The organism is Enterococcus sp. DIV1726a, from assembly GCF_051710985.1.
GTDB classification, from domain to species: domain Bacteria; phylum Bacillota; class Bacilli; order Lactobacillales; family Enterococcaceae; genus Enterococcus_B; species Enterococcus_B hirae.
This window is the reverse complement of the sequence record NZ_JBIOLS010000001.1, coordinates 475,014-496,315: the sequence shown is the minus strand read 5'-3', so window position 1 is coordinate 496,315 and position 21,302 is coordinate 475,014. Positions and strand designations below refer to the sequence as shown.

General features: G+C 36.0%; 18 protein-coding genes. 4 read left to right on the top strand and 14 right to left on the bottom strand.

What is annotated here, in order from left to right:
- Positions 1–201: 201 nt before the first annotated feature.
- From IGJ27_RS02270 to IGJ27_RS02260, 3 genes are read right to left on the bottom strand one after another with little or no spacing between them, the layout of a single operon-like run.
- Positions 202–2,091, bottom strand: coding sequence for an ABC transporter ATP-binding protein (locus tag IGJ27_RS02270; protein ID WP_126344638.1), 1,890 nt, complete (start codon positions 2,089–2,091; stop codon positions 202–204).
- Positions 2,088–3,815, bottom strand: coding sequence for an ABC transporter ATP-binding protein (locus IGJ27_RS02265; RefSeq protein WP_034699574.1), 1,728 nt, complete (start codon positions 3,813–3,815; stop codon positions 2,088–2,090). Before IGJ27_RS02265 ends, IGJ27_RS02270 begins: the two co-directional genes overlap by 4 nt.
- A 15-nt stretch (positions 3,816–3,830) precedes the next feature.
- On the bottom strand, positions 3,831–4,475 hold the full coding sequence (locus tag IGJ27_RS02260) for a TetR/AcrR family transcriptional regulator (protein WP_438791684.1): 645 nt from the start codon (positions 4,473–4,475) through the stop codon (positions 3,831–3,833).
- A 218-nt stretch (positions 4,476–4,693) separates the two neighbouring features.
- Here IGJ27_RS02260 and IGJ27_RS02255 point away from each other — a divergent pair, with 218 nt between their 5' ends.
- Positions 4,694–5,314 (top strand): NAD(P)H-dependent oxidoreductase, encoded by a 621-nt coding sequence (locus IGJ27_RS02255; RefSeq protein ID WP_010720030.1) that lies wholly within the window; start codon positions 4,694–4,696, stop codon positions 5,312–5,314.
- A 176-nt stretch (positions 5,315–5,490) separates the two neighbouring features.
- Here IGJ27_RS02255 and IGJ27_RS02250 read toward each other — a convergent pair whose 3' ends face one another.
- Both IGJ27_RS02250 and IGJ27_RS02245 read right to left on the bottom strand, forming a co-directional pair.
- Positions 5,491–6,645, bottom strand: a complete 1,155-nt coding sequence (locus IGJ27_RS02250) for an AI-2E family transporter (protein WP_010720031.1) — start codon at positions 6,643–6,645, stop codon at positions 5,491–5,493.
- Between the two features lie 8 nt (positions 6,646–6,653).
- Positions 6,654–7,007, bottom strand: coding sequence for a PTS glucitol/sorbitol transporter subunit IIA (locus IGJ27_RS02245; protein ID WP_034699568.1), 354 nt, complete (start codon positions 7,005–7,007; stop codon positions 6,654–6,656).
- A 135-nt stretch (positions 7,008–7,142) separates the two neighbouring features.
- Here IGJ27_RS02245 and IGJ27_RS02240 point away from each other — a divergent pair, with 135 nt between their 5' ends.
- Both IGJ27_RS02240 and IGJ27_RS02235 read left to right on the top strand, forming a co-directional pair.
- On the top strand, positions 7,143–8,174 hold the full coding sequence (locus IGJ27_RS02240) for a lactonase family protein (RefSeq protein WP_010738424.1): 1,032 nt from the start codon (positions 7,143–7,145) through the stop codon (positions 8,172–8,174).
- Position 8,175: 1 nt separating this feature from the next.
- Entirely contained in the window at positions 8,176–8,337 is a 162-nt protein-coding gene (locus IGJ27_RS02235) for a hypothetical protein (RefSeq protein WP_010720034.1), read from the top strand.
- Between the two features lie 403 nt (positions 8,338–8,740).
- Here the strand turns inward: IGJ27_RS02235 and IGJ27_RS02230 are convergent, their stop codons facing one another.
- The 6 genes from IGJ27_RS02230 to IGJ27_RS02205 form a co-directional block, all read right to left on the bottom strand.
- On the bottom strand, positions 8,741–9,175 hold the full coding sequence (locus IGJ27_RS02230; protein WP_010738426.1) for a hypothetical protein: 435 nt from the start codon (positions 9,173–9,175) through the stop codon (positions 8,741–8,743).
- A gap of 93 nt (positions 9,176–9,268) precedes the next feature.
- Positions 9,269–11,119, bottom strand: coding sequence for an LTA synthase family protein (locus tag IGJ27_RS02225; protein ID WP_178306425.1), 1,851 nt, complete (start codon positions 11,117–11,119; stop codon positions 9,269–9,271).
- A 538-nt stretch (positions 11,120–11,657) separates the two neighbouring features.
- Positions 11,658–12,482, bottom strand: coding sequence for an ammonia-dependent NAD(+) synthetase (gene nadE, locus IGJ27_RS02220; protein ID WP_010720037.1), 825 nt, complete (start codon positions 12,480–12,482; stop codon positions 11,658–11,660).
- A gap of 12 nt (positions 12,483–12,494) precedes the next feature.
- Entirely contained in the window at positions 12,495–13,967 is a 1,473-nt protein-coding gene (locus tag IGJ27_RS02215; RefSeq protein ID WP_010738428.1) for a nicotinate phosphoribosyltransferase, read from the bottom strand.
- A 422-nt stretch (positions 13,968–14,389) separates the two neighbouring features.
- On the bottom strand, positions 14,390–15,112 hold the full coding sequence (locus IGJ27_RS02210; RefSeq protein WP_176581659.1) for a hypothetical protein: 723 nt from the start codon (positions 15,110–15,112) through the stop codon (positions 14,390–14,392).
- A 1,062-nt stretch (positions 15,113–16,174) separates the two neighbouring features.
- A complete protein-coding gene (locus IGJ27_RS02205) occupies positions 16,175–16,543 on the bottom strand; it encodes a DUF1827 family protein (RefSeq protein WP_063626561.1) in 369 nt (122 codons plus the stop codon).
- A 197-nt stretch (positions 16,544–16,740) separates the two neighbouring features.
- Here IGJ27_RS02205 and IGJ27_RS02200 point away from each other — a divergent pair, with 197 nt between their 5' ends.
- Positions 16,741–17,499: a MerR family transcriptional regulator gene (locus IGJ27_RS02200; RefSeq protein WP_096708440.1), complete on the top strand. Its 759-nt coding sequence runs from the start codon at positions 16,741–16,743 to the stop codon at positions 17,497–17,499.
- Between the two features lie 226 nt (positions 17,500–17,725).
- On the opposite strand, the gene IGJ27_RS02195 is transcribed toward IGJ27_RS02200, so the two are convergent.
- From IGJ27_RS02195 to groL, 3 genes are all read right to left on the bottom strand, one after another.
- Positions 17,726–18,649, bottom strand: coding sequence for a LacI family DNA-binding transcriptional regulator (locus IGJ27_RS02195; RefSeq protein ID WP_081127718.1), 924 nt, complete (start codon positions 18,647–18,649; stop codon positions 17,726–17,728).
- Positions 18,650–18,665: 16 nt separating this feature from the next.
- A complete protein-coding gene (locus tag IGJ27_RS02190) occupies positions 18,666–18,938 on the bottom strand; it encodes a hypothetical protein (protein ID WP_034699533.1) in 273 nt (90 codons plus the stop codon).
- A gap of 716 nt (positions 18,939–19,654) precedes the next feature.
- Positions 19,655–21,280 carry a chaperonin GroEL gene (gene groL / locus IGJ27_RS02185; RefSeq protein ID WP_010720044.1) on the bottom strand — a complete coding sequence of 542 codons (1,626 nt, stop codon included), beginning with the start codon at positions 21,278–21,280 and terminating at the stop codon, positions 19,655–19,657.
- Between the last annotated feature and the right edge of the window lie 22 nt (positions 21,281–21,302).

The window sequence follows — 21,302 nt, the reverse complement described above, 5'->3', positions numbered from 1 at the left end:
CTCCCCTCTACGTCCAGCTTTATTTTAACGATGCTTCACATTTCTTTCAAGCAATAAATGGGTTTTTATTAAAAAAAATGTGAGAATTTTCGCATTTTCCACGCAATACTGCAATTATTTTTAAATAACATTCATTATAATAAATAAAACGCATGGAACGCTTCAGATGCTCTTTCCATGCGTTTTACTATTAATGAATTGTTAAGAAACAGCTTCTTCGGAAAACTGGCTGTTATATAAATCAGCATAAAATCCATCTTTTTCCATCAATTGATCATGATTTCCTGTTTCAACAATTGAACCATGGTTCATGACAATAATGTTATCGGCATCTCGAATGGTTGACAGACGGTGAGCTACTACAAAACTTGTTCGATTTTCTAATAAACGATTCATCGCTTTTTGGATCAAAATCTCTGTCCGAGTATCCACACTAGAAGTTGCTTCATCAAGTATCAATACATCCGGATTAGCTAAAAATGCCCGAGCAATCGTGATTAACTGTCGTTGCCCTTGGGAGATGTTGCTGGCATCTTCATTTAATACCGTTTGATAACCTTCAGGAAGTTTGCGAACAAAGTCATCAACATGGGCAGCTTTGGCTGCTTCAATCACTTGTTCGTCAGTTGCATCATCGTTTCCGTATTTGATATTGTCGTAGATGCTACCTGTAAATAGCCATGTATCTTGCAAAACCATTGAAAATTGAGCACGTAAGTTATCTCGAGATAAATCTCTCGTATCTACCCCGTCATAACGGATACTTCCGCCAGAAACATCATAGAAACGTTCTAACAAGTTGATCAAGGTCGTTTTACCAGCACCAGTTGGACCAACAATTGCCACCATTTCTCCAGGTTTCACATCCAGATTAAAATCTGTCATCAATAGTTGATCTTTGGTATAACCGAATTGAACATTTTCAAAACGAACTTTATATGGTGTGTTCTCTTCAACAGGTAACCCAGATTTTTTATCAGACATTTCCTCTTCATCCAGCACTTCAAAAACCCGTTCCGCAGATGCAACAGTTGACTGGATCGTGTTCATTAAACTTGCAAGTTGAGTAATCGGCTGTGAGAATTGTGTCGTATATTGTAAGAACGCTTGAACGTCCCCAAGTGTCATATTCCCATTTGCAACTTTGATCCCACCTAATACAGCAACAAATACATAGCCAAGATTTTTAACGAAGTTCATCAAAGGCATAATGATCGCAGAGATAAACTGGGCTTTCCACCCTGCAGCATATAACTTATCGTTTTCTTCTTCAAAAACTTCTTGGTCTTTGGCTGTATGATTGAAAGTTTTGACGATCGTATGACCACCATAAGTTTCTTCTACTTGGTTGTTTAAGAGACCTAAACTTTTTTGTTGCTCTGCAAAAAAGACTTGGGATTTGGGTGCAATGATCATCACGACGATCAAACTCAATGGAATCATCAGTAAAGCCACTAACGTCAATTGCCAACTAATAGAAAGCATCATAACGATGACACCGATCAAAGTAACTGCACTTGTTACAAACTGTGTTAAGTTTTGTTGAAGGGTACTGGCAATATTATCCATATCATTGATTGCACGAGACATGATGTCTCCATTTGTATGTGTATCATAATAAGAAATCGGTACACGATTCATTTTTGCTTCTAGATCATGACGTAACTCATAAACTGTTCGTTGCGATACTCGTGTCATAATAAATTGTTGCAAGAAATTGAATACTGCAGAAATCAAATACATCACAATAACCGTGGCGATGATTTGAGCAATTTTATCAAAATCAATTGGGAATTTAGAAATTTGTTGTCCCGCTTGCATTTGTTTTGCTCCAGCCATCACCCCATTAAAAATCTCAGTAGTTGCTCTCCCTAATACTTTTGGTGTTTGGATCTGGAAAATGACTGCTGCGATCGCTAATACAAATACAGCAATGATCGCAACCGAGCGTTTTGACATATAGCCAAATAAACGTTTCACTGTGCCCCAAAAATTCTTTGGTTTTTCTCCTTTTGCCCCAATGTTTCGACCGGGTCCGTGACCGCCGCCAGGCATTGGTCGTTGAGAAGGTTTGGTCGTTCCTTTACTCATGCTAGATCCTCCTCTCTTAATTGTGAATGAACGATTTCCTGATAGGTTTCATTCGTTTTAAGAAGTTCATCGTGTGTGCCTTTGCCAACTAGTTTTCCTTCATCAAGGACTAAGATCATATCCGCATCCATTACTGTACTTACTCGTTGTGCAACTAAAACCGTAATACTTTCTTTCATATTTTGTTTTAAAGCTTGACGTAATTTTGCATCTGTTTTAAAGTCCAAAGCCGAGAAAGAATCATCAAATACATAAATGTCAGCTGGTTTGACTAATGCTCGAGCAATCGCCAAACGTTGTCTTTGCCCACCAGAAAAATTTCCTCCGCCTTGTTCAACATGACTGTCTAAGCCCTCTTCCATTTCTGAAACGAAGTCTTTGGCTTGGGCGATTTCTAACGCTTTCCAAATCATTTCATCAGTAGCATCTGCTTTGCCGTACTGCATGTTTTCTCTGATCGTGCCAGAGAACAACATGGCTTTTTGTGGAACAAAGCCCATCAATTCACGCAAATTATACTGAGTCATATCGGTAATACTTACACCATCAATCTTGATTGTTCCTGATTCGACATCGTATAGTCGTGGGATAAGGTTGACTAAAGTAGATTTACCCGAACCAGTTCCACCAATAATCGCAACAGTTTCGCCTGATTTTGCTGAAAAATCAATATCTTCTAACGCTAGTTTCTCAGCTCCATGGTACCGGTAGTTGACATGTTCAAATGAGATTGTGGCAGCTTTACCTGCAGGAGTCACCTCAGTTGGGTTCTCAGGATCTGAGATACCTACTTTTTCATCTAATACTTCATTGATCCGATCAGCAGAAGCTTGCGCTCGAGGGACCATGATAAAAATAGCTGAAAGCATCATAAAGCTAATTAAAATTTGCATAGCATACGTCATAAATGCAATTAGGTTTCCGACTTCTAACGTCATATCTGCTATGTAGTGTCCACCAAACCAAGTAATTGCTACGTTTGTTCCACTCATAATCAAGGTCATCATCGGCATCATCAATGCAACGATCGTGTTGACTTTAATTGCTGTATTTGTATAATCTTTGTTTGCTAAATCAAAACGATTTTCTTCAAAACGTGTCTTATCAAACGCTCGGATTACCCTTACCCCTGTTAATCCTTCACGAAACACTAGGTTCAAACGGTCTGTCTTCTTTTGCATGCTCTTGAATAGTGGTACCGCAAAAAACATGATTCCGCCGATCACCACTAGCATGATTGGAATTACTACTAAGAAAATTTTGGTTAATTGATGATCTTTTTGATAAGCAAGAAAACTTGCGCCAACCAATGTGATCGGTGCATTGATCATCATTCTTAAAAACATTTGCGTAACCATCTGGATTTGTGTCACGTCATTAGTTGTACGGGTAATCAAGGATGCTGTACCATATTTGTCAAATGCATCTTTTGTTAAACTTTCAGATTTTTTATAAACATCGGTACGTAATTGCTTTCCTAATTTTTGTGACTCACGTGTAGCAAAAAAGGTATTTGCGATCGCTGCGATGATACTAATCAAAGAAAAACCGATCATAACAAAACCTGTTTGCCAAATATAATCAACATCACCTCGTGCTACACCTTTATCAATGATATTTGATGTGAGCGTCGGCAAATAAAGATCTGATAAAACTTGGATAACCATGAACAACGTGGCTGCAATAGCTGAAGTCAGTGAAATCCGTTTGACGATTTTTAGCATGTAATTCCCCTCTTTCTATTGATATACGCCGTCTTTCAACCATGATAGTTTTAATTTAAATTCTTTAATGGCATGATCCACGGAGTAATTTTCGTTTTTTGAAAATGATTTATAGGCATGAGCAATCGTAGTAAAGACGATATTCATGATCAATTGGATCAGTAGTTCCAGTTCATGATCATCGTTTACTTTCAGTGTCGTTCGATCAATCAATCCAATTAATTCTTTTGCCTCTTTTTGATGTTTTGCATGTGAATGACGCTGATCATCTTTTGTATGTGGCACGACTTTACGAGAAGCACGATAGTCCAAGTTCATGAAAAGATTACGATAAAAAGAAGCATTTTCCCCGACTAAAATCTCCCGAATGATTTTAGTAAAATAAAGCTCGAATCCTTCGAATAAATCCCCATCGACATCTTTTATCAGTTGGAACATATCTTTTGAACTATCACGTCGAACAGTTTCAAAATAATAATAGTAAAGATCCTCTTTGTCTTCAAAATACTGATAAAAACTACCTCTAGGGATTTCTGCGATCTTCACGATATTTGTGATGGAAGCATCTTTTAATGGTACTCTGGAAAATTCAATCCTAGCTGCTTCTAATAAACGTTTCTGCTTTTCCTCTGGTAGATGAAAAAAAGTTTTCGTAGGCATCTTTTTCCTCCTTCCTAAAATGACACACTGTCACATGACACTATGTCATTATAACACCAAGAAGATGTTTTGCAATGCTTTTCCATGTTTTTTTCATGAAAAGACTAAAAAAATTCATAATTAAAAATCGAACCTTAAAAAAACTTGATAGCCTTTTCTCTTTCAAGTAAACTAGCTATGTTAGTTAGATAACAAGTCAGCTTAAAGGAGAGAATATTATGGCATCAGTTTTAGTAGTAAAAGGGCACCCATTAACTGCACAAGAATCACGTTCAGTTAAAGCATTAACAACTTTTTTAACTAGTTACAAAGAAAATCATCCGGAAGATGAAGTGACTGTTTTAGAGCTTTATCGTGATGATATCCCAGAAATCGATGAAGAATTACTTTCAGGATGGGAAGCACTTAGGGCAGGTGCTGAGTTCTCTACTTTGTCTGAAAGTCAACAACAAAAAATTGCTCGTTTCAATGAATTGACCGACCAATTTCTTGCTGCAGACAAGATCGTTATTGCAAATGCTTTATGGAACTTGAATATCCCAACAAAATTAAAAGCTTGGTTTGACACCGTCAATGTCGCTGGCAAGACATTCCGTTATACTGAAAACGGACCAGAAGGATTAGTTTCTGGTAAAAAAGCTTTGCACATCCAATCCAACGGAGGCATTTATAACGGTCAAGACTTCGCTTCTCAATATGTCAAAGGCATCTTAAACTTTGTCGGTATCGATCAAGTGGATCAATTATTTATTGAAGGTATCGACTATACCCCTGACCGTGCAGAAGAATTGATGCAATCAGCTTTAGATAAAGCTGCAGCATTTGGTCAAACGTTCTAATAAAAGCTACTTGCAAGTTTACTATAAAGTTAGTCCTTTACTAACTTTGATTGTTGCATAGCGAGTACCTAAAAATTTCTTAAAAAATAAAAAAAAAAAACGAAGAATCTCGAAAATAGTTAAACTATTTTCGCTTTCTTCGTTTTTTTAGTCATGTGTTTTTAGTGCACAATTGGTTAGTCACTTTGTTTTTCTTCATATAAACTAGAGATAGTTGTATACCATTCAAAAACATGTGAGATAACCACTTTTGCTGCAGCATATACTGGAATACCTAAAATCACACCGACGATTCCAAACAGCTTCCCAGAAGTTAATAAAACTAATAAGATCGTGACCGGATGGATCGCCAATTGATTCCCTAAGACTAATGGAGAAATCAATCGTCCTTCAATCGTTTGTTCTAAAGCAAACACGATCAATACTTTGATCAACATGATCGGTCCCGCCACGATTCCTAAGAATACGGCCGGGATCATTGCTAAAAATGAGCCTAGATAGGGAATCAAATTTAAAAAGCCGGCAATGATCCCTAAGGTGACTGCATAATCAAGTCCAATGATCGCAAATCCAATCATAAACATGATCGCTACTGCAAAAGCCACCGTCAATTGTCCACGGATATAAGAAGAAACTTGATCGTTCATTTCACTTAATACTTTCAAAGTTGGTTTTCGCATACGTGTTGGTAGGAAATTCACAAAATAAGGGGCAAGTTGCTTGCCATCTTTCAATAAATAGAAAAGGATAAACGGCATAGTTAGCAAAGCAACAATAATCGTAGCAACTGCTCCCACAAAACTTCCTAAACTTTGAACCGTACTTTTTGAAATATCTTGGAGCATATCACCTGCTGAACTCATGAACTTATCGCCAGTAGCTTCCAATTGTTCCCTAAATTGGTTGAATAGAGGATCTCTTAGTATTTCTGTCAATTTATTATCGATCGTATCCACATATTGAGGAAAATGATTGATAAAACTCACGGTTTGCTCTTGGATTTTAGGAATGATTACCACTGTTCCCCAAGCAATCAGTGCCACGACTAATACAAATAACCCGATGATGCTATAGAGCCTTGGAACTTGGCGCTTTTCCAAATAGTCAACAACTGGATTCATCAAATAATACAAAATTGCCGCTAAAATAATGGGTAAGCCAACGATCGCCAAGAATTGCCAGATCGGGGCAAATAGATAGGACACCTTAGTAAATAAAAAAACGATCAATAAGATCAAAAGTACTACTAATAACGCAGTAACGACTTGATTATTTAAAAACCATCGCCAAAACCAAGAGACTGGTTTTGATCGCTTGTTTTTTCCTTCCATAATCTCACCTACTTGTATTTGATTTGTGTACCGACATGAATCTCAGGTAACTGATGTGGTGTTAAGTAAAGACCGTTCACAATACTATTTTCCTCAGAATAATGATCAAAAATCAGCGTAACATGCCCTACTGTGTTTAAATTTTCATTTGCCAATCTTCCCACATGTTCAATCTGATATTCTTGTTGATCAAAAAAAAGTGAATCCCCTTTTTTTAATGAAAATTTTTCGGTAGAAGTAATCTTTTGGATCACTGAATAGTTACGTAGTGTAGTTGTTGCTGTTCGATCAAATAAAATCAAGATCGGTTCTTGTTCACTTACTGCATTTTCTCCGATTTCTTTGATGGTTGCATGAATCATTTTATTCTCTCCTTTGTTACAAATTCTGTCGCTCACTCTATATTCAGTATAACATATTCTCATTGTTTAACTCTCCTGTTTGAAATGTGCTAAAATAAACAAGGAACCTATTTCATACATTCTAGGAGGGATAAAATGAAAGAAAAAATCATTTTAGGGACGTACACAAGACGTGTGAGTGAAGGAATTTATACCATTGAATTAGATACAGAAAAAGCAGAAGTCTCAGGATTGAAGCTAGCTGTAAAAGAAAACAGTCCAACTTACTTAGCAAAAAGTGAAGCTGGTAATCTTTATAACGTCACAAGTCTGGACGGTTTAGGTGGGATCGGGGCTTACGATCAAGAATTCCATTTTTTGAATGCGGTAACAGAATCAGGCGCTCCTTTATGTTACGTTGCAGTTGATGAATCTCGTCAATTAGTATATGGTGCTAATTATCATAAAGGTGAAGTCAATGTTTATCGTATTCTAGACGATGGAGGTCTCGAAGCAACTGATGCCGTTTTTCATCAAGAAGCAACTGGTCCTCATAAAAATCAAGACCATGCACATGTCCATTATACTGATTTAACTCCAGACAACCGCTTAGTGGTTTGTGACCTAGGAACGGATCGGGTCTATACGTACGATGTATCTGATCAAGGAAAATTAACTATAGTTTCTGAATTTGTGGCAGAACCTGGAACTGGTCCCCGCCACCTTGTCTTCCATCCTGCAAATGAAACAATTGCTTACCTATTTGGTGAACTTGATAGTACTGTTCGTGTGCTTTCGTATAATAAATCCCAAGGCAGCTTTGAAGAAAAACAAAAAATTAGTACACTACCAGATGATTTTCAAGGAGAAAATGGTGGTGCTGCAATTCGTATTTCAGATGATGGTCGATTTGTATATGCTTCCAATCGTGGCCATAACTCAATTGCAGTCTTTGCAGTTTCTGAAAAGGATCAACTGTTGGAATGTATCCAAATTATTTCTACTGAAGGCGATTTCCCTAGAGATTTCGCTTTAGATCCTACGAACGACTATGTCTTATCTGCCAATCAAAATACCGATAATCTTACGCTTTTCGCGCGAAATAAAGAGACTGGTTTACTAGAATTACGCCAAAAAGACATCTACGCACCAGAATGTGTCTGTGTTTATTTTGAAAAGGAGCAGTAACATGAACAAAGATGAAGTATTGGATCGATTACGGGAAGAGTTAGAAATCCCTTTTTTCCAAGGAAAGTTAGAAGAAAAAGAATATAGTGAAGCAGATTATCAAAAATTAAAACAAGATTTACTTCAATATTTTGATGATTATGTCAGAAATGTTGAAAATTAAATAAATGATCGGAAAAGTACTACTTGATTTGATCATGAAGAAAAAACTCGAAACAACTTTTCACGTTTCGAGTTTTTTGGCTTAGTGTTGAAACTCCGCTGGGTATAATATTTGTTCATCTGAACTACATTGTTTTCGGTGAACGATTTGTTAAAAGCAGCCTCTATAAGTTGAATTTGAATATGGAGGGATTGAGTTGAACTGAGACAAACGATCGGTAAATAGCAAAAACCGTCAAGTTGGTTAGGCTTGACGGTAAAAGTGAATTATTCGATCGAGTAATTCAAAATTGTTGTTGGTATAGGTTACTTTCATATAATAAGTGATTGACTGATTTTTATCATAAAAAACATATGATAATTAAATTAAAACACTCTATTTTTCAATGAATCTTTATACTGTTTTATTTTTTCAACAATAAATTTGTCATTTTTTGGATGGCTGAAGAAATATTTTCTGTCGCTTGATCCTGTTTTTCTTCAGAAGCATCAAATAAATCATGGTCAACTCCAGACTCTGGCTGGATACTTTGAGTCATTTCTTCACAACCAGCCACGTAGGAAGTATAGGCTTTTTCAAAACTTTTATGAATACCCATTACTTTTGCTGGTGGTCGCAACTGACTGATTTTTTTCAATATCACACGATATTTTTTTGTTCCTTCTTCAAACAAATGAACGATTTCAGCTAACTCTTCTGGAGACAAGTCTTCTGTTTTTTTCTGATCAATCGCTTCTCTGATCACTTGATATTTTGGATGCATCTGTTCACCGATCTCTTCCGTCTCTTTGACCATTCGATCGACTGATTGTACATAATAACCAATATTTGGTAACATTCTTTCTCCTACTTTCGATTTTATTTCTCTTTTATTTTACCTTTTTTTAGCACAATTGAATAGGCTTTCTACCCAGAGTAATAAAGTCATATGTTATTTTTCAAAAAAATTTGTTTGCAAACTGTATTTTTCTCCAGAAACAATATCATATTGAATCATCTCATAAGCTTGATAAAGTTCTGCTTGTTTTTTGTTTAATTGTGCTTCCCGATGCCATTGCCCCTCTTGGTAGTATAGTTCTCGCTCAAACGCTGGTAATTCATTTTGAAGTGCCAACAATAATTGATAAAAACCAGTTGTCTGTTGATTAGTCTGATTCATCAAGTCAGCAGCAAAATAAAAGGGACTTGTAACAGGAGCTTCGGTTTTTTCTAATTCTCCTTGACTATCAAACATCAAAAACTGTGTTTCGTGTAAGGTGTGTTTCTCATTACTATTTTGAATGGTGTCAGAATAGATCCCTGGTAAATGATCTCCCCAGAAAACAACTAGTGTTCTTCTTGATAACTTCTTCAGTTCTTCCGTGAACGCTTTTAAGGATTGGCTACTATACGAAATATCTTGAAGATAATTTTCTAAACTACTTATCCCACTATTATCCTCTGTTTTGGCTGTATATTCGAGCTGCTGATATTTTCCATCATAAGGCATATGGGTTTGCATCGTCACAAGATGGATAAATTGGGGTGTATCGTCCTCTTTTAAAAGATCCATCACTTCTTGATAAGCAGAAGCATCAGAAATGTAGGGATTATCTTCAATGGTGTCTGTATACGTCATCGTATTTTCACTAATAAATTCATCAAAACCTAAAACCTCGTAAACATCTTTTCTTTTGTACATCGAGGTGTTATAAGGATGGATCGCAGTCGTATGATAATTTTGATCTTTCAATGTTGAAACGATCGAAGGTAATTGATTCATTTTGGGTACTAACATTGTGTAGGGTGTTGTTAATTGAGCATTGAATAGTCCCATTGAAAAACCAGTTAATGCTTCAAATTCGATATTGGCTGTTCCCCCACCATAATTTTGAGAAAGCATCTGACCGCTATAAGTCTGATCAGCCACCGCATAATAATCTGCCAAAGGATCACCGGTAATTTCCACCCCATTCAAACGACTAGGATCTGAAAAACTTTCGCTCATCACATAAATGATATTCGGTTGTTCTTCTGAGGCAGTTTTATTTTTTTCATCTGCCAGCTTTTGATAGTGTGATGTAATTTCCTTGATTTTTTCTTCGGAGTACCCTTTTGGCTTTTCCATTGGATCGATTTTTAAATTGTATAAGAAACCACCAATAAAACCAGTATTATAATAATTCATCTTTTGACTATAAGGGATCCACAAAGCCGTTTTGTTATATGCTTTACGTAATAAATTATTTGGGTTATTGAAATGACTAATATAAATTAGCGCAAAGATCGTAGTAAATAATGTGATCACTCGGATGGCTTGAAATTTCTTGTCTTTCTTAAAACTCCGATAGATAGCCCAGCAACCACCTGCTACCACCAATAGAATCATTCCTGCTAATAGATAAAACGAGATTGTGCCTGTCATATCTTTTAATAAACCAAACTCTTTGATCATCTTTAGGTCGTCGGGATAAATCGGTTCTTGTCGATAGGTCATTTTTAAATAGTTTGCGTAACCTAATATTCCAATGCCAACAAGATAAAAGAATGTTCCAAAGAGAAAAGAACCTAATACTGCCACTAAAAAAAGGAAGATCATTAATAACACTAAACAAGCTAATAAAAATTTTTCCGTATGCCACGAGAAAGCAAATTTTACAGCTAAATCAAAAGAAAGATCGTTTTGACACCATTGTAAATACAAATTGCTTAGTCCAACGACAAAAACGATACTTATCGCCACTAATGTATATTTTAACCAATTTTTCTGTTTGACAGACAATTGATTGAGACTATCTTTTATATGTCTTTTCAAATGGTTACTCCTTTAATTCATTTATTATTCGATACCGCTTTCCTTATTTTAATGATTTCCAGATAACAAGTAAAGAACTGTCTGCAAACCCTTATCTTTTTTTATTCGTTGTCCGATTTGATTGCTCACAAATTGTCGACTGTTCAATATCGTATTGTAAAAGCATAACAATGGTATTCAAGTAGTGACTTATAAAAAAGGCGTTAAAAAATCCTCCATGCGTTTATAATCTTAATTAATAGTACTTCATTGACGTACTACTACAGAATAGAACTGAAACCCAATGAATAGCTATTTTTAATCTTTTGTCTTAAATCTTGAAAAAGAACATGCGGTTCATATTCTCTTGATAATAGAAATAACCCGCTATATCCAGAAAATGCGAGAAGCTGTTTTCGGATATAGCAGGTTATTTTTCCATCTGAACTTTACTATGACAACCTTATTTTTTACTAAATGACGAGTTCATTAAAAACAAGCAATGTTACTTCATTCATTGGTGTGATCTTCAACAAAGTTTTTAGGCTTATTTCCAAAAATCATCTAACACTGAGATAGGTAAGTGTCGTTTATGCTGAGTTTTATTCCACCAAGCTTCAATTTTTTGTTTGGCATCTGTTGGAACTTCTTTACCTTCTAAATAATCATCAATCTCAGTGTAAGTAACACCTAAAGCAACCTCATCGGCGATCAACGGCTTGCCATCTTCCAAATCAGCTGTTGGGATTTTGGTATAAAGTTTCTCAGGTGCCCCTAGTTCTTGTAATAATTGTTTTCCTTGACGTTTGTCCAAGCGGAATAATGGTAACAAATCGGCGCCACCGTCGCCATACTTTGTAAAGAAACCAGTAATATTTTCAGCTGCATGATCCGTTCCCAGGACTGCTCCTGCATGCCCACCTGCAATTGCATACTGTGTGATCATCCGTTGACGAGCTTTGATATTTCCTTTATTGAAGTCACTGACTTCGATCCCTGCAGCGACTAATTCAGCAACTTGCGCATCGACAGCAGGTTTGATATTCACTCGTAGGCGAACGTCAGGCTGGATAAACTCAACTGCAGCTTTCGCATCCTCTTCGTCTACTTGTTCGCCATAAGGTAAGCGTACAGCGATAAATTGATAACGATCGTCTTGTGTTTCTTCACGCATTTCTTCCATTGCTAATTGAGCCAAACGTCCCGCTAACGTAGAATCTTGTCCCCCACTGATTCCTAAAACAAAGGTTTTTAAGAAAGGATATTTTTTTAAATAAGCTTTCATGAAATCAATACTAGTTCGAATCTCACCTTGTGGATCAATGGTTGGTTTGACACCTAATTCTTGGATAATCTCTTCTTGTAAGCTCATTCTTTTTCCTCCTTAATATTCATTGTATAAAGTAGCTACGTTTTTCTTCATCCGTTCCATCGTAGCCATTTTATGATTCCAACAATCTGTTGATAAATCAACTGGGTATTTTTGTGGATTAAGGTCACGTTTGTACTCTTCCCACAGTGAATCAAGGTTATCACGTGTATATGCTTTGATTTCATCTAAAGTTGGTAATTCATAGACCCGTTCGCCCTTCACGAAAATATCTTGTAAGATAGGTCGAGCTGTAAAGTCACGCACCGTTTTATTGATAAAGGTATGCACAGGATGAAACATAAAAATTTCTGCTTCCTCTCTAGGATCTTCATCCCAAAGCGTAACGTAGTCTCCTTCTGATTTGCCATCAAAATTGCGAGTGATTCGCCACACTTGCTTCTTGCCAGGAGTTGTTACTTTTTCTGCATTGCTGGAAAGCTTGATTGTATCGATCATTTTGCCCTCTTTATCTTCAATTGAAACCAATTTGAAGACTGCACCAAGCGCAGGTTGGTCATAGGCTGTAATCAATTTCGTTCCTACACCCCAAACGTCGATTTTAGCTTTTTGCATTTTTAAATTTAAAATCGTTGCTTCATCTAAATCATTTGAAGCATAAATTTTAGCCTCAGTGAAACCAGCAGCATCTAATTGTTCACGAACACGTTTCGAAATATACGCCATGTCGCCACTATCGATACGAACCCCAAGGAAATTGATTTTATTGCCTAATTCTTTTGCTACACGGATCGCACTAGGCACACCAGATTTCAAGGTGTCGTAAGTATCAACTAAGAACACGCAGTCTTTATGAGTTTTCGCATAAGCCATAAACGCTTCATAATCATTTCCATAAGATTGAACAAGTGCATGCGCATGCGTCCCACTTGCAGGAATCCCAAAGATTTTCCCAGCTCTGACATTACTAGTAGCATCTGCTCCACCGATGTAAGCAGCTCGAGTTCCCCAAACAGCAGCATCCAATTCTTGCGCTCTTCTAGTACCAAATTCTAACAATGGATCATCGCCGATCACTGATTTGATTCTTGCTGCCTTCGTAGCGATCAACGTTTGAAAGTTCACCATATTCAGTAGGGCTGTTTCAATCAATTGACAATGTGCTAACGGACCTTCCACTTGGATCAACGGTTCATTGGCAAACACTAATTCACCTTCACGCGCCGAGCGGACAGTAGCTTTAAATTTAAATTCTTTTAAATATGTTAAAAAACCTTCTGGGTAGATGTCCATTTTGCGTAAGTATTCGATGTCTGACTCACTAAACGTCAAATTTTCTAAGTATTCCACAAGACGTTCTAATCCTGCAAACACGGCATACCCATGGTTAAATGGCATATCACGGAAATAGCATTCAAAAACAGCGTGGAGATCCGCACGACCTAATTCCCAGTACGTTTGCATCATGTTGATTTGGTATAAATCAGTATGCAACGTCAAACTGTCATCTGGGTAAATTTTATTCATCTTTATATTACTCCTCTTGGCAAGTTTTCATTTCTTATCCATTATAACAAAAAAACGCTAGAGTAGAAGAAATCTTGATTATTTTCTGAAAAAGGACAAATGAAAATAAATTTATCACCCAGAACAATAATGAACCAACCTCAAAAAATTTAGACTAAAAAGTGACCTTTTTTGGGGTCGACTTTTTTATGGTTACAGACAATTTTGAAGTGAAATTAAAAGTTGTCCAATCTTCCATGATTTTTCCGAAAAAACTGAATTTAATCACCGCTTCTCTCATAAAAGACTACAGACATTAGGCTGTTCGCCCTCCGTACAGTGCAGAGGACAAACAGCCTATGTCAATTTTTTTACTTCCCACTTTTAGATGTCGTGCCTATAGGAATATTTAAAGAAGTGAAAGGTTATAAACTTTCTATTTTTTATAAATGAACAGATAGTGCTAATAAACTTTCCGCCTTCTTGCATAAATTACTTAAATGAACGATGTCGCATTTTCCTACAGCCTTAAGAATCAGCGTTCTAGCTTCTTTGATCGTTTCAGTTGTTGTGTTTGGAGATAATGTGGTATATGTATTGTCGGTAAATAAATGGTTTACAGCCTCTACAGCATTTTGGACAGCTGAATCTACTGAATTGGTACTTTCTAATAACAAGCTTTCCGCCTTCTTGCATAAATTACTTAAATGAACGATGTCACATTTTCCTACGGTCTTAAGAATCAACGTTCTAGCTTCTTTGATCGTTTCAGTTGTTGTGTTTGGAGATAATGTGGTATATGTATTGTCGGTAAATAAATGGTTTACAGCCTCTACAGCATTTTGGACAGCTGAATCTACTGAATTGGTACTTTCTAATAACAATTTTTCCGCCTTCTTACATAAATTACTTAAATGAACGATGTCACATTTTCCTGCGGCCTTAAGAATCAGCGTTCTAGCTTCTTTGATCGTTTCAGTTGTTGTGTTTGGGGATAATGTGGTGTATGTATTGTCGGTAAATAAGTTGTTTACAGCCTCTAAAGCATTTCGGACAGTTGAATCTGAGACAGTTACTTGTTGAGCTGCATTAACTGTCATGGTATTTATTGTCCCAGCACTAATGCACAAAAACGAGGTAAATAATAATAGTTTACTATATTTCATCAAATCAATCCTTTTATATTTTATTTTTTATCATGATATCCTAAAGTTCATATTCTCTAACCATTAATAAATGTCGGTATTGATTTTTCTCCAAGTAATCGGATGATTATGTTTATTCTATAATAGATATCTGTATGGGTTTAAATTTGATCATCATCTAAATAAAGCATCCTTGGATTCAATAGAGATCTAATAATACATAGTTACATAAACTTAATTTTCTTTTCCTAAATAAAAAAATATTATACTTTGCGCTTTCTTATATATTTAACGACCTCCCTTTATCTATAGTAATAAGATTTATGTAACGTATCTCCCGACACTTAGCATTATATACTGATAAAGAGGTACCATCATAAATTTTTTTTTATATTTTAATAAGTATTAGGAAAGATTTATAGTTTGATGTTGGAATTGTTGTAATAAACTAGATAAAAAGTGAAGGAAAATCGAGGATTTCTATTATGCCAAGAGATTCAGTTGATAAAGTAAGTAAAATTGTTGCCGTCAACCTGATGATCGAAGAATAATTTTTTGTGAAAGAAGTTAGTCTTTAGCAAAAAAAACAGGCTCACCGCTTGTATCGTTGGATTCAAGAAGTTAAAAAATATAAAGCAAGTGCGTTTCTTGGAAAAGGGAACGCACTTTTTGATGCTCATGACGACATGAAGAAGTTATAACAAGAAAAGCATTACTTAAAAGAGGAACGAAGCTTATAAAAAAGTTCCTAGTTTTTTTGAAGTCAAACAAGCGTCCGATTCCAGTTCAAAAAAACAGAAAGAAGTTTTCTTCTTTCTGTTGAATTTATCCTAAGATTTTTCGTTACCAACATCGTGGGACAAAGAGACTCAATTCAGAGACATCACCTCAAACTCAGATGGAAATATTTAAATGTATTAAAACTTACTACAATACTAAATGGATGCATTTTGCCCTTGGCCATCCATCCCTAGAGACCTGGAAAAAATTTTTTCTCTTATTCTCTGAACCAAGTATCTAGTTTTTCTTAACAGCTCCAATTTTGAGACCGGTACACAACTTACTCATTTGCAGAAGACTGTTTTATTTGTCCTCCACTGAACGACCTACTTTCTGTTCAACAATCACGATATCTTTATTTGGTCGTTTGAATTGGACACCTGCTCGTTCTAAGTCTTGTTTTACACCAATATGGACCTTGACGTCTTCACGTTCTGCTTTCAAAATGCGACGGATTGCAAAATCAATTTCTTGCTTGGTGATTTTTTTCTTCGTATTAATCATCAATAATTGGGATTTTTCATACGTATCAATGTATAAAATCTGTGTTCGATCAAGCGAATAAAGTTTATAGTATTTGATGGCTTTGCTACTAAAGAAAAAATCTACTACTTTAGGATAAAACGTCTTAATATTTAAATTACTTGTAACTGGCGTTTCGATTAATTTCATCTTATTCCTCTTTTCTATTATTATTTATAACAAGCGCCCAACAAAGGAATCGCTTTCAACATGACATATTTAAAGCAGAAAAATTCGTTTTTCTACTTTACTTATTATAACATAAAAATAAACACAAAAAAATATTCAAAATTTCTTGACCTTCTAGTTACGTCAAGGAATAAGATCATTCTATAAGGAGGTTAAGCATGGAATATACTATAAAAAAAATGGCAGAAATTTCTGGTGTTAGTCCTCGTACCCTGCGTTTTTACGATCAGATCCACTTACTGAAACCATCACGGGTGACTGAGTCTGGCTATCGGATCTACACTAGCCAAGAAGTTGACCGACTACAACAGATTTTGTTTTATCGCTCCCTTGATTTTAAGTTAGAACAAATTGCAGAAATTTTAGATAATCCAGCTTTCGATCATCGACAAGCGTTGATCCACCATCAAGAAATGTTACAAGAAAAAAGAAAACAGCTCGACACACTATTAATGACTATTCAACATACATTGGAGAGTTACGAAGGAGGAAAACCGATGAAAGATCATGAGAAATTTGAAGGATTTAAAAAACAAAAAATAATGGAAAATGAAACAAACTATGGACAAGAAATACGAGAAAAATATGGAGATGACACCGTTGAGAAAGCAAATAAAAAATGGCAAAATATGTCTGAAGAAAAATTTAAAGAAATGCAGTCTTTAGAAAAACAACTCTTAGCTGATTTGACAGCTTATTTACAATCAGACTCTGATCAAAAACTAGCATTGAAACTATTTGAAGAACACAAAAAATGGCTTACTTTTAGCTGGCCTTCTTATAGTTCCGAAGCTCATCGTGGCTTAGGCTTATTGTATATCTCTGATGAACGATTCACTGCTTACTATGATGAGCGTTGTGGGAGCGGAGCTGCCCAAGCATTGAATACGATCATTCAAACATACGCGGTTGAATAAGTTGTCTTTGAGTGGACGTTCATTTTAGGAAATAAGTAGCGAAGATCTCACTTTATGATCCATCCTGTCAGAATGCAGACACTACATTCTTTCATAATCCATTGACGTCAAAAAGAAACCGAAGCAATCACAAAAATAGGAGAAACTATTTTTGGCTATTCGGTTTCTTTTTTAGGTTTTTGCGTTACTTCGATCTACTTTTGATTCCGCATTAAAACCATTTCGACTATCGCACAATAAATCGATAAGGAATTTTGATTTGATCTTTTTTTTCTTCGATAAAAAGTAGAAAGGCCGTTTCTCCACATTCTCTTAAGCCATGATCAATCGTCGAAAAAGACATTAGCTCACTGATCAACAGATTATCACGACCAACAAGACGTTTTTTACTTTCTAAGATGGAGCTTTGCAAAATACCGGCAGCAACTGTATCTGAATTAGTGAAGACACCATCTACCTTTTTTTCTTTAAAATACGTCGCTGCATTCACCCCTTGCTCATAGTCAATACAGTTCCAAAAAACATTTTCCTCTTTGAAATCAGGAAATATTTTTTTACAAAGTTCCAACGTCACTTTTGTATTAAAACTAAGCCGCCCGCTTCTTCCTAGAGTAACGCCTAGATTTTCCACGCCTTGATTTTTTAAATACAATAATGCTTCAGTAATAGATTGTTCACGATCGATAAACACGCAACTAGCTTCTGTTTCTTTTATTTCTTCACAAAAAATGATTGGCCCATACTTTTGATAAGAGAGCAATACATCTAAACTGTTGGCACGAGAAGTAACGATCAAACCATCAAATCGTTTACCTGCAAATTCTTCTAAATACATTCTCTCTCTTTCTGCCTGATAATTTGTTGGTAACAAGGTCACCTGATAATCTTCGTTGAAGGCGACTTCAATGATCCCACTAAGCAATTGATCGAAATAAGGATGATCCGTATAAGGCAGAATAACACCAATATTTTTTGTTTTTCCATAACTGAGCTGTCTGGCACTTGCATTAGGAACATACGATAACTCATTAATGACGGATAGAATCTTGGCACGTTTTGTTTCGTCAACATAAGGATGATTATTGATCACCCGTGAAACGGTAGAGACAGAATAGCCCGTCAGTTTTGCAATATCTCTGATGTTTGTCATGCTTTACTAAAACCACCTATGCAAAAAGATTTTCTTGTAAATAGTCTACCACAGCATGCCCACATTCAAAAAATTGATAGAACGTTCCATCATATTCAAAGCTAATACGTTGCCCACCCAGATACGTATCTTTAGCCAATCCACTAATTTCATCTAAAGGAATTTTTTTCATTACCGTTTTATTTAACCCTTGAGGACTAGACAATTCAAGCACTGTTTCTTTAAATTCAACAAAAGCATAAAAATAGTCATTCGTAGCGCCATTGGTCGTTTTGATATAAGTATTCATCAGTAATTCCTCCTTTTTGATGAATTGAGTATAGCTTATGAAACGCGTCTCATAGCAAGATCTTTGCTTCACCTTCTAAAAAAACGAGCAATACGATACATACTTTTGTCTTCGAATCTTTAAACTTGTCTTTGAATTTTTAAAAGCAGAACTTTATTTTAATTATCTAGAAAAATAAGTTCAGGTTCCTCATTAAAACTCTGCTACTATGCATTTAAACCAGTAAATGAGAGGAGTTTTTCAATTGTATAAAAAGCAAAAAAAAGCAGGTATACTGAAAAGAATACTGAGACTAATAAAGAATAAAATAAAGGCCATACTACAACGCATAAGACTATTAAAAATATTGAGAAGAAAACATCGAATAAACGAACGAATGTCTAACCTAGTAAACATTAAAGAATACTGCCTAGTAGAGAAACCTATGCCATTAAAAAGTACAAAGGAAAATAATCACTCCTTGTTGTCTAAGAATGAGAATCTGAAAAATATGAAGAATATAAAGAAGACAAAAAAAGGCAAAAATAGTAGCATATCAAGATCCTCTAGCTTCATTTATATAGGTCTTTCTAACAATAGAGATAGTTCTAGAGCCTGAGCAACTATCCGCATCGAATGATTGATTAACTAAATATCCCTTAATTTTTTGCCCCTTTTACTTAAAACAAAAAAAAAAGAAGAAAGAACCCTTTTATATCAGGGTTCTTTCTTAATTACTACATCATGCCGCCCATCATTGATGGATCCATTGCTGGCGCTGCAGGTGCTGCTGGTTCTGGTTTGTCAGCAACTACTGCTTCAGTTGTTAATAATAGAGCTGAAACAGATGCAGCATTTTGTAATGCTGAACGAGTAACTTTGGTTGGATCAACAATCCCTGCTTCAACCATATTTACCCATTCGCCTGTTGCAGCATTGAAACCTGTTCCTAATTCAACATTTTTCAATTTATCAACGATGACTGAACCTTCATATCCCGCATTTTCTGCGATTTGACGAATTGGTTCTTCTAAGGCACGAACAACGATTTTCACACCTGTTGCAACGTCCCCTTGAGCTTCAACTGCTGAAACTTTGCTGATGACATTCACTAATGCTGTACCACCACCAGAAACCATACCTTCTTCAACGGCAGCACGAGTTGCATTCAACGCATCTTCAATTCGTAATTTCAATTCTTTTAATTCTGTTTCAGTTGCTGCACCAACTTTGACCACTGCAACCCCACCAGCAAGTTTTGCTAAGCGTTCTTGTAATTTTTCACGGTCAAAATCTGATGTTGTTTCAGCAATTTGGTTTTTGATCAATTGAACACGTGCTTCAATGGCTGTTTTATCGCCAGAGCCTTCAACGATTGTTGTGTTGTCTTTGTCTACCACAACTTTTGAAGCATTTCCTAGGTTTTCGATTGTTGCATCTTTCAATTCTAATCCTAAGTCGTCCGTAATCACTGTTCCGCCTGTTAGGATAGCGATATCTTCAAGCATTGCTTTACGACGATCACCGAAACCAGGTGCTTTCACTGCAACAACGTTAAATGTCCCACGGATTTTGTTCAAGACTAATGTTGGTAAAGCTTCTCCATCCACATCGTCAGCGATGATCAATAGCGGACGAGATTGTTGTAAGATTTGTTCTAATAAAGGCAAGATGTCTTGGATATTAGAAATCTTCTTATCTGTGATCAAAATGTATGGATTTTCTAAAACAGCTTCCATTTTGTCATTGTCAGTCACCATGTATTGTGACAAGTAACCACGATCAAATTGCATCCCTTCAACAACATCTAATTCGGTTTCGATTCCTTTTGATTCTTCAATAGTAATAACACCATCATTGCCGACTTTTTCCATTGCATCAGCAATCAAATGTCCCACTTTTTCTGAACCAGAAGAAACAGCTGCAACTTGAGCAATTGCTTCTTTAGAATCTACGACTGTTGAAATGTTGTGTAATTCTTCAACTGCTGCTTTTGTTGCCAATTCGATCCCACGACGAATACCTAAAGGATTTGCCCCAGCTGTTACGTTTTTTAATCCTTCACGAACAATTGCTTGGGTTAACACAGTAGCGGTTGTTGTTCCGTCACCTGCGATATCATTGGTTTTTGAAGCCACTTCAGAAACTAATTTTGCACCCATGTTTTCAAAGTGATCTTCCAATTCGATTTCTTTTGCAATCGTTACGCCATCATTAGTAATCAATGGTGAACCGTATGATTTTTCTAATACAACATTACGACCTTTTGGACCTAATGTTACTTTTACTGTATCAGCTAATTTATCAACTCCACGTAGCATTGCTGCGCGTGCATCTTCTGCAAATTTCAATTCTTTTGCCATGTCTATTCACCTCATCAAATTT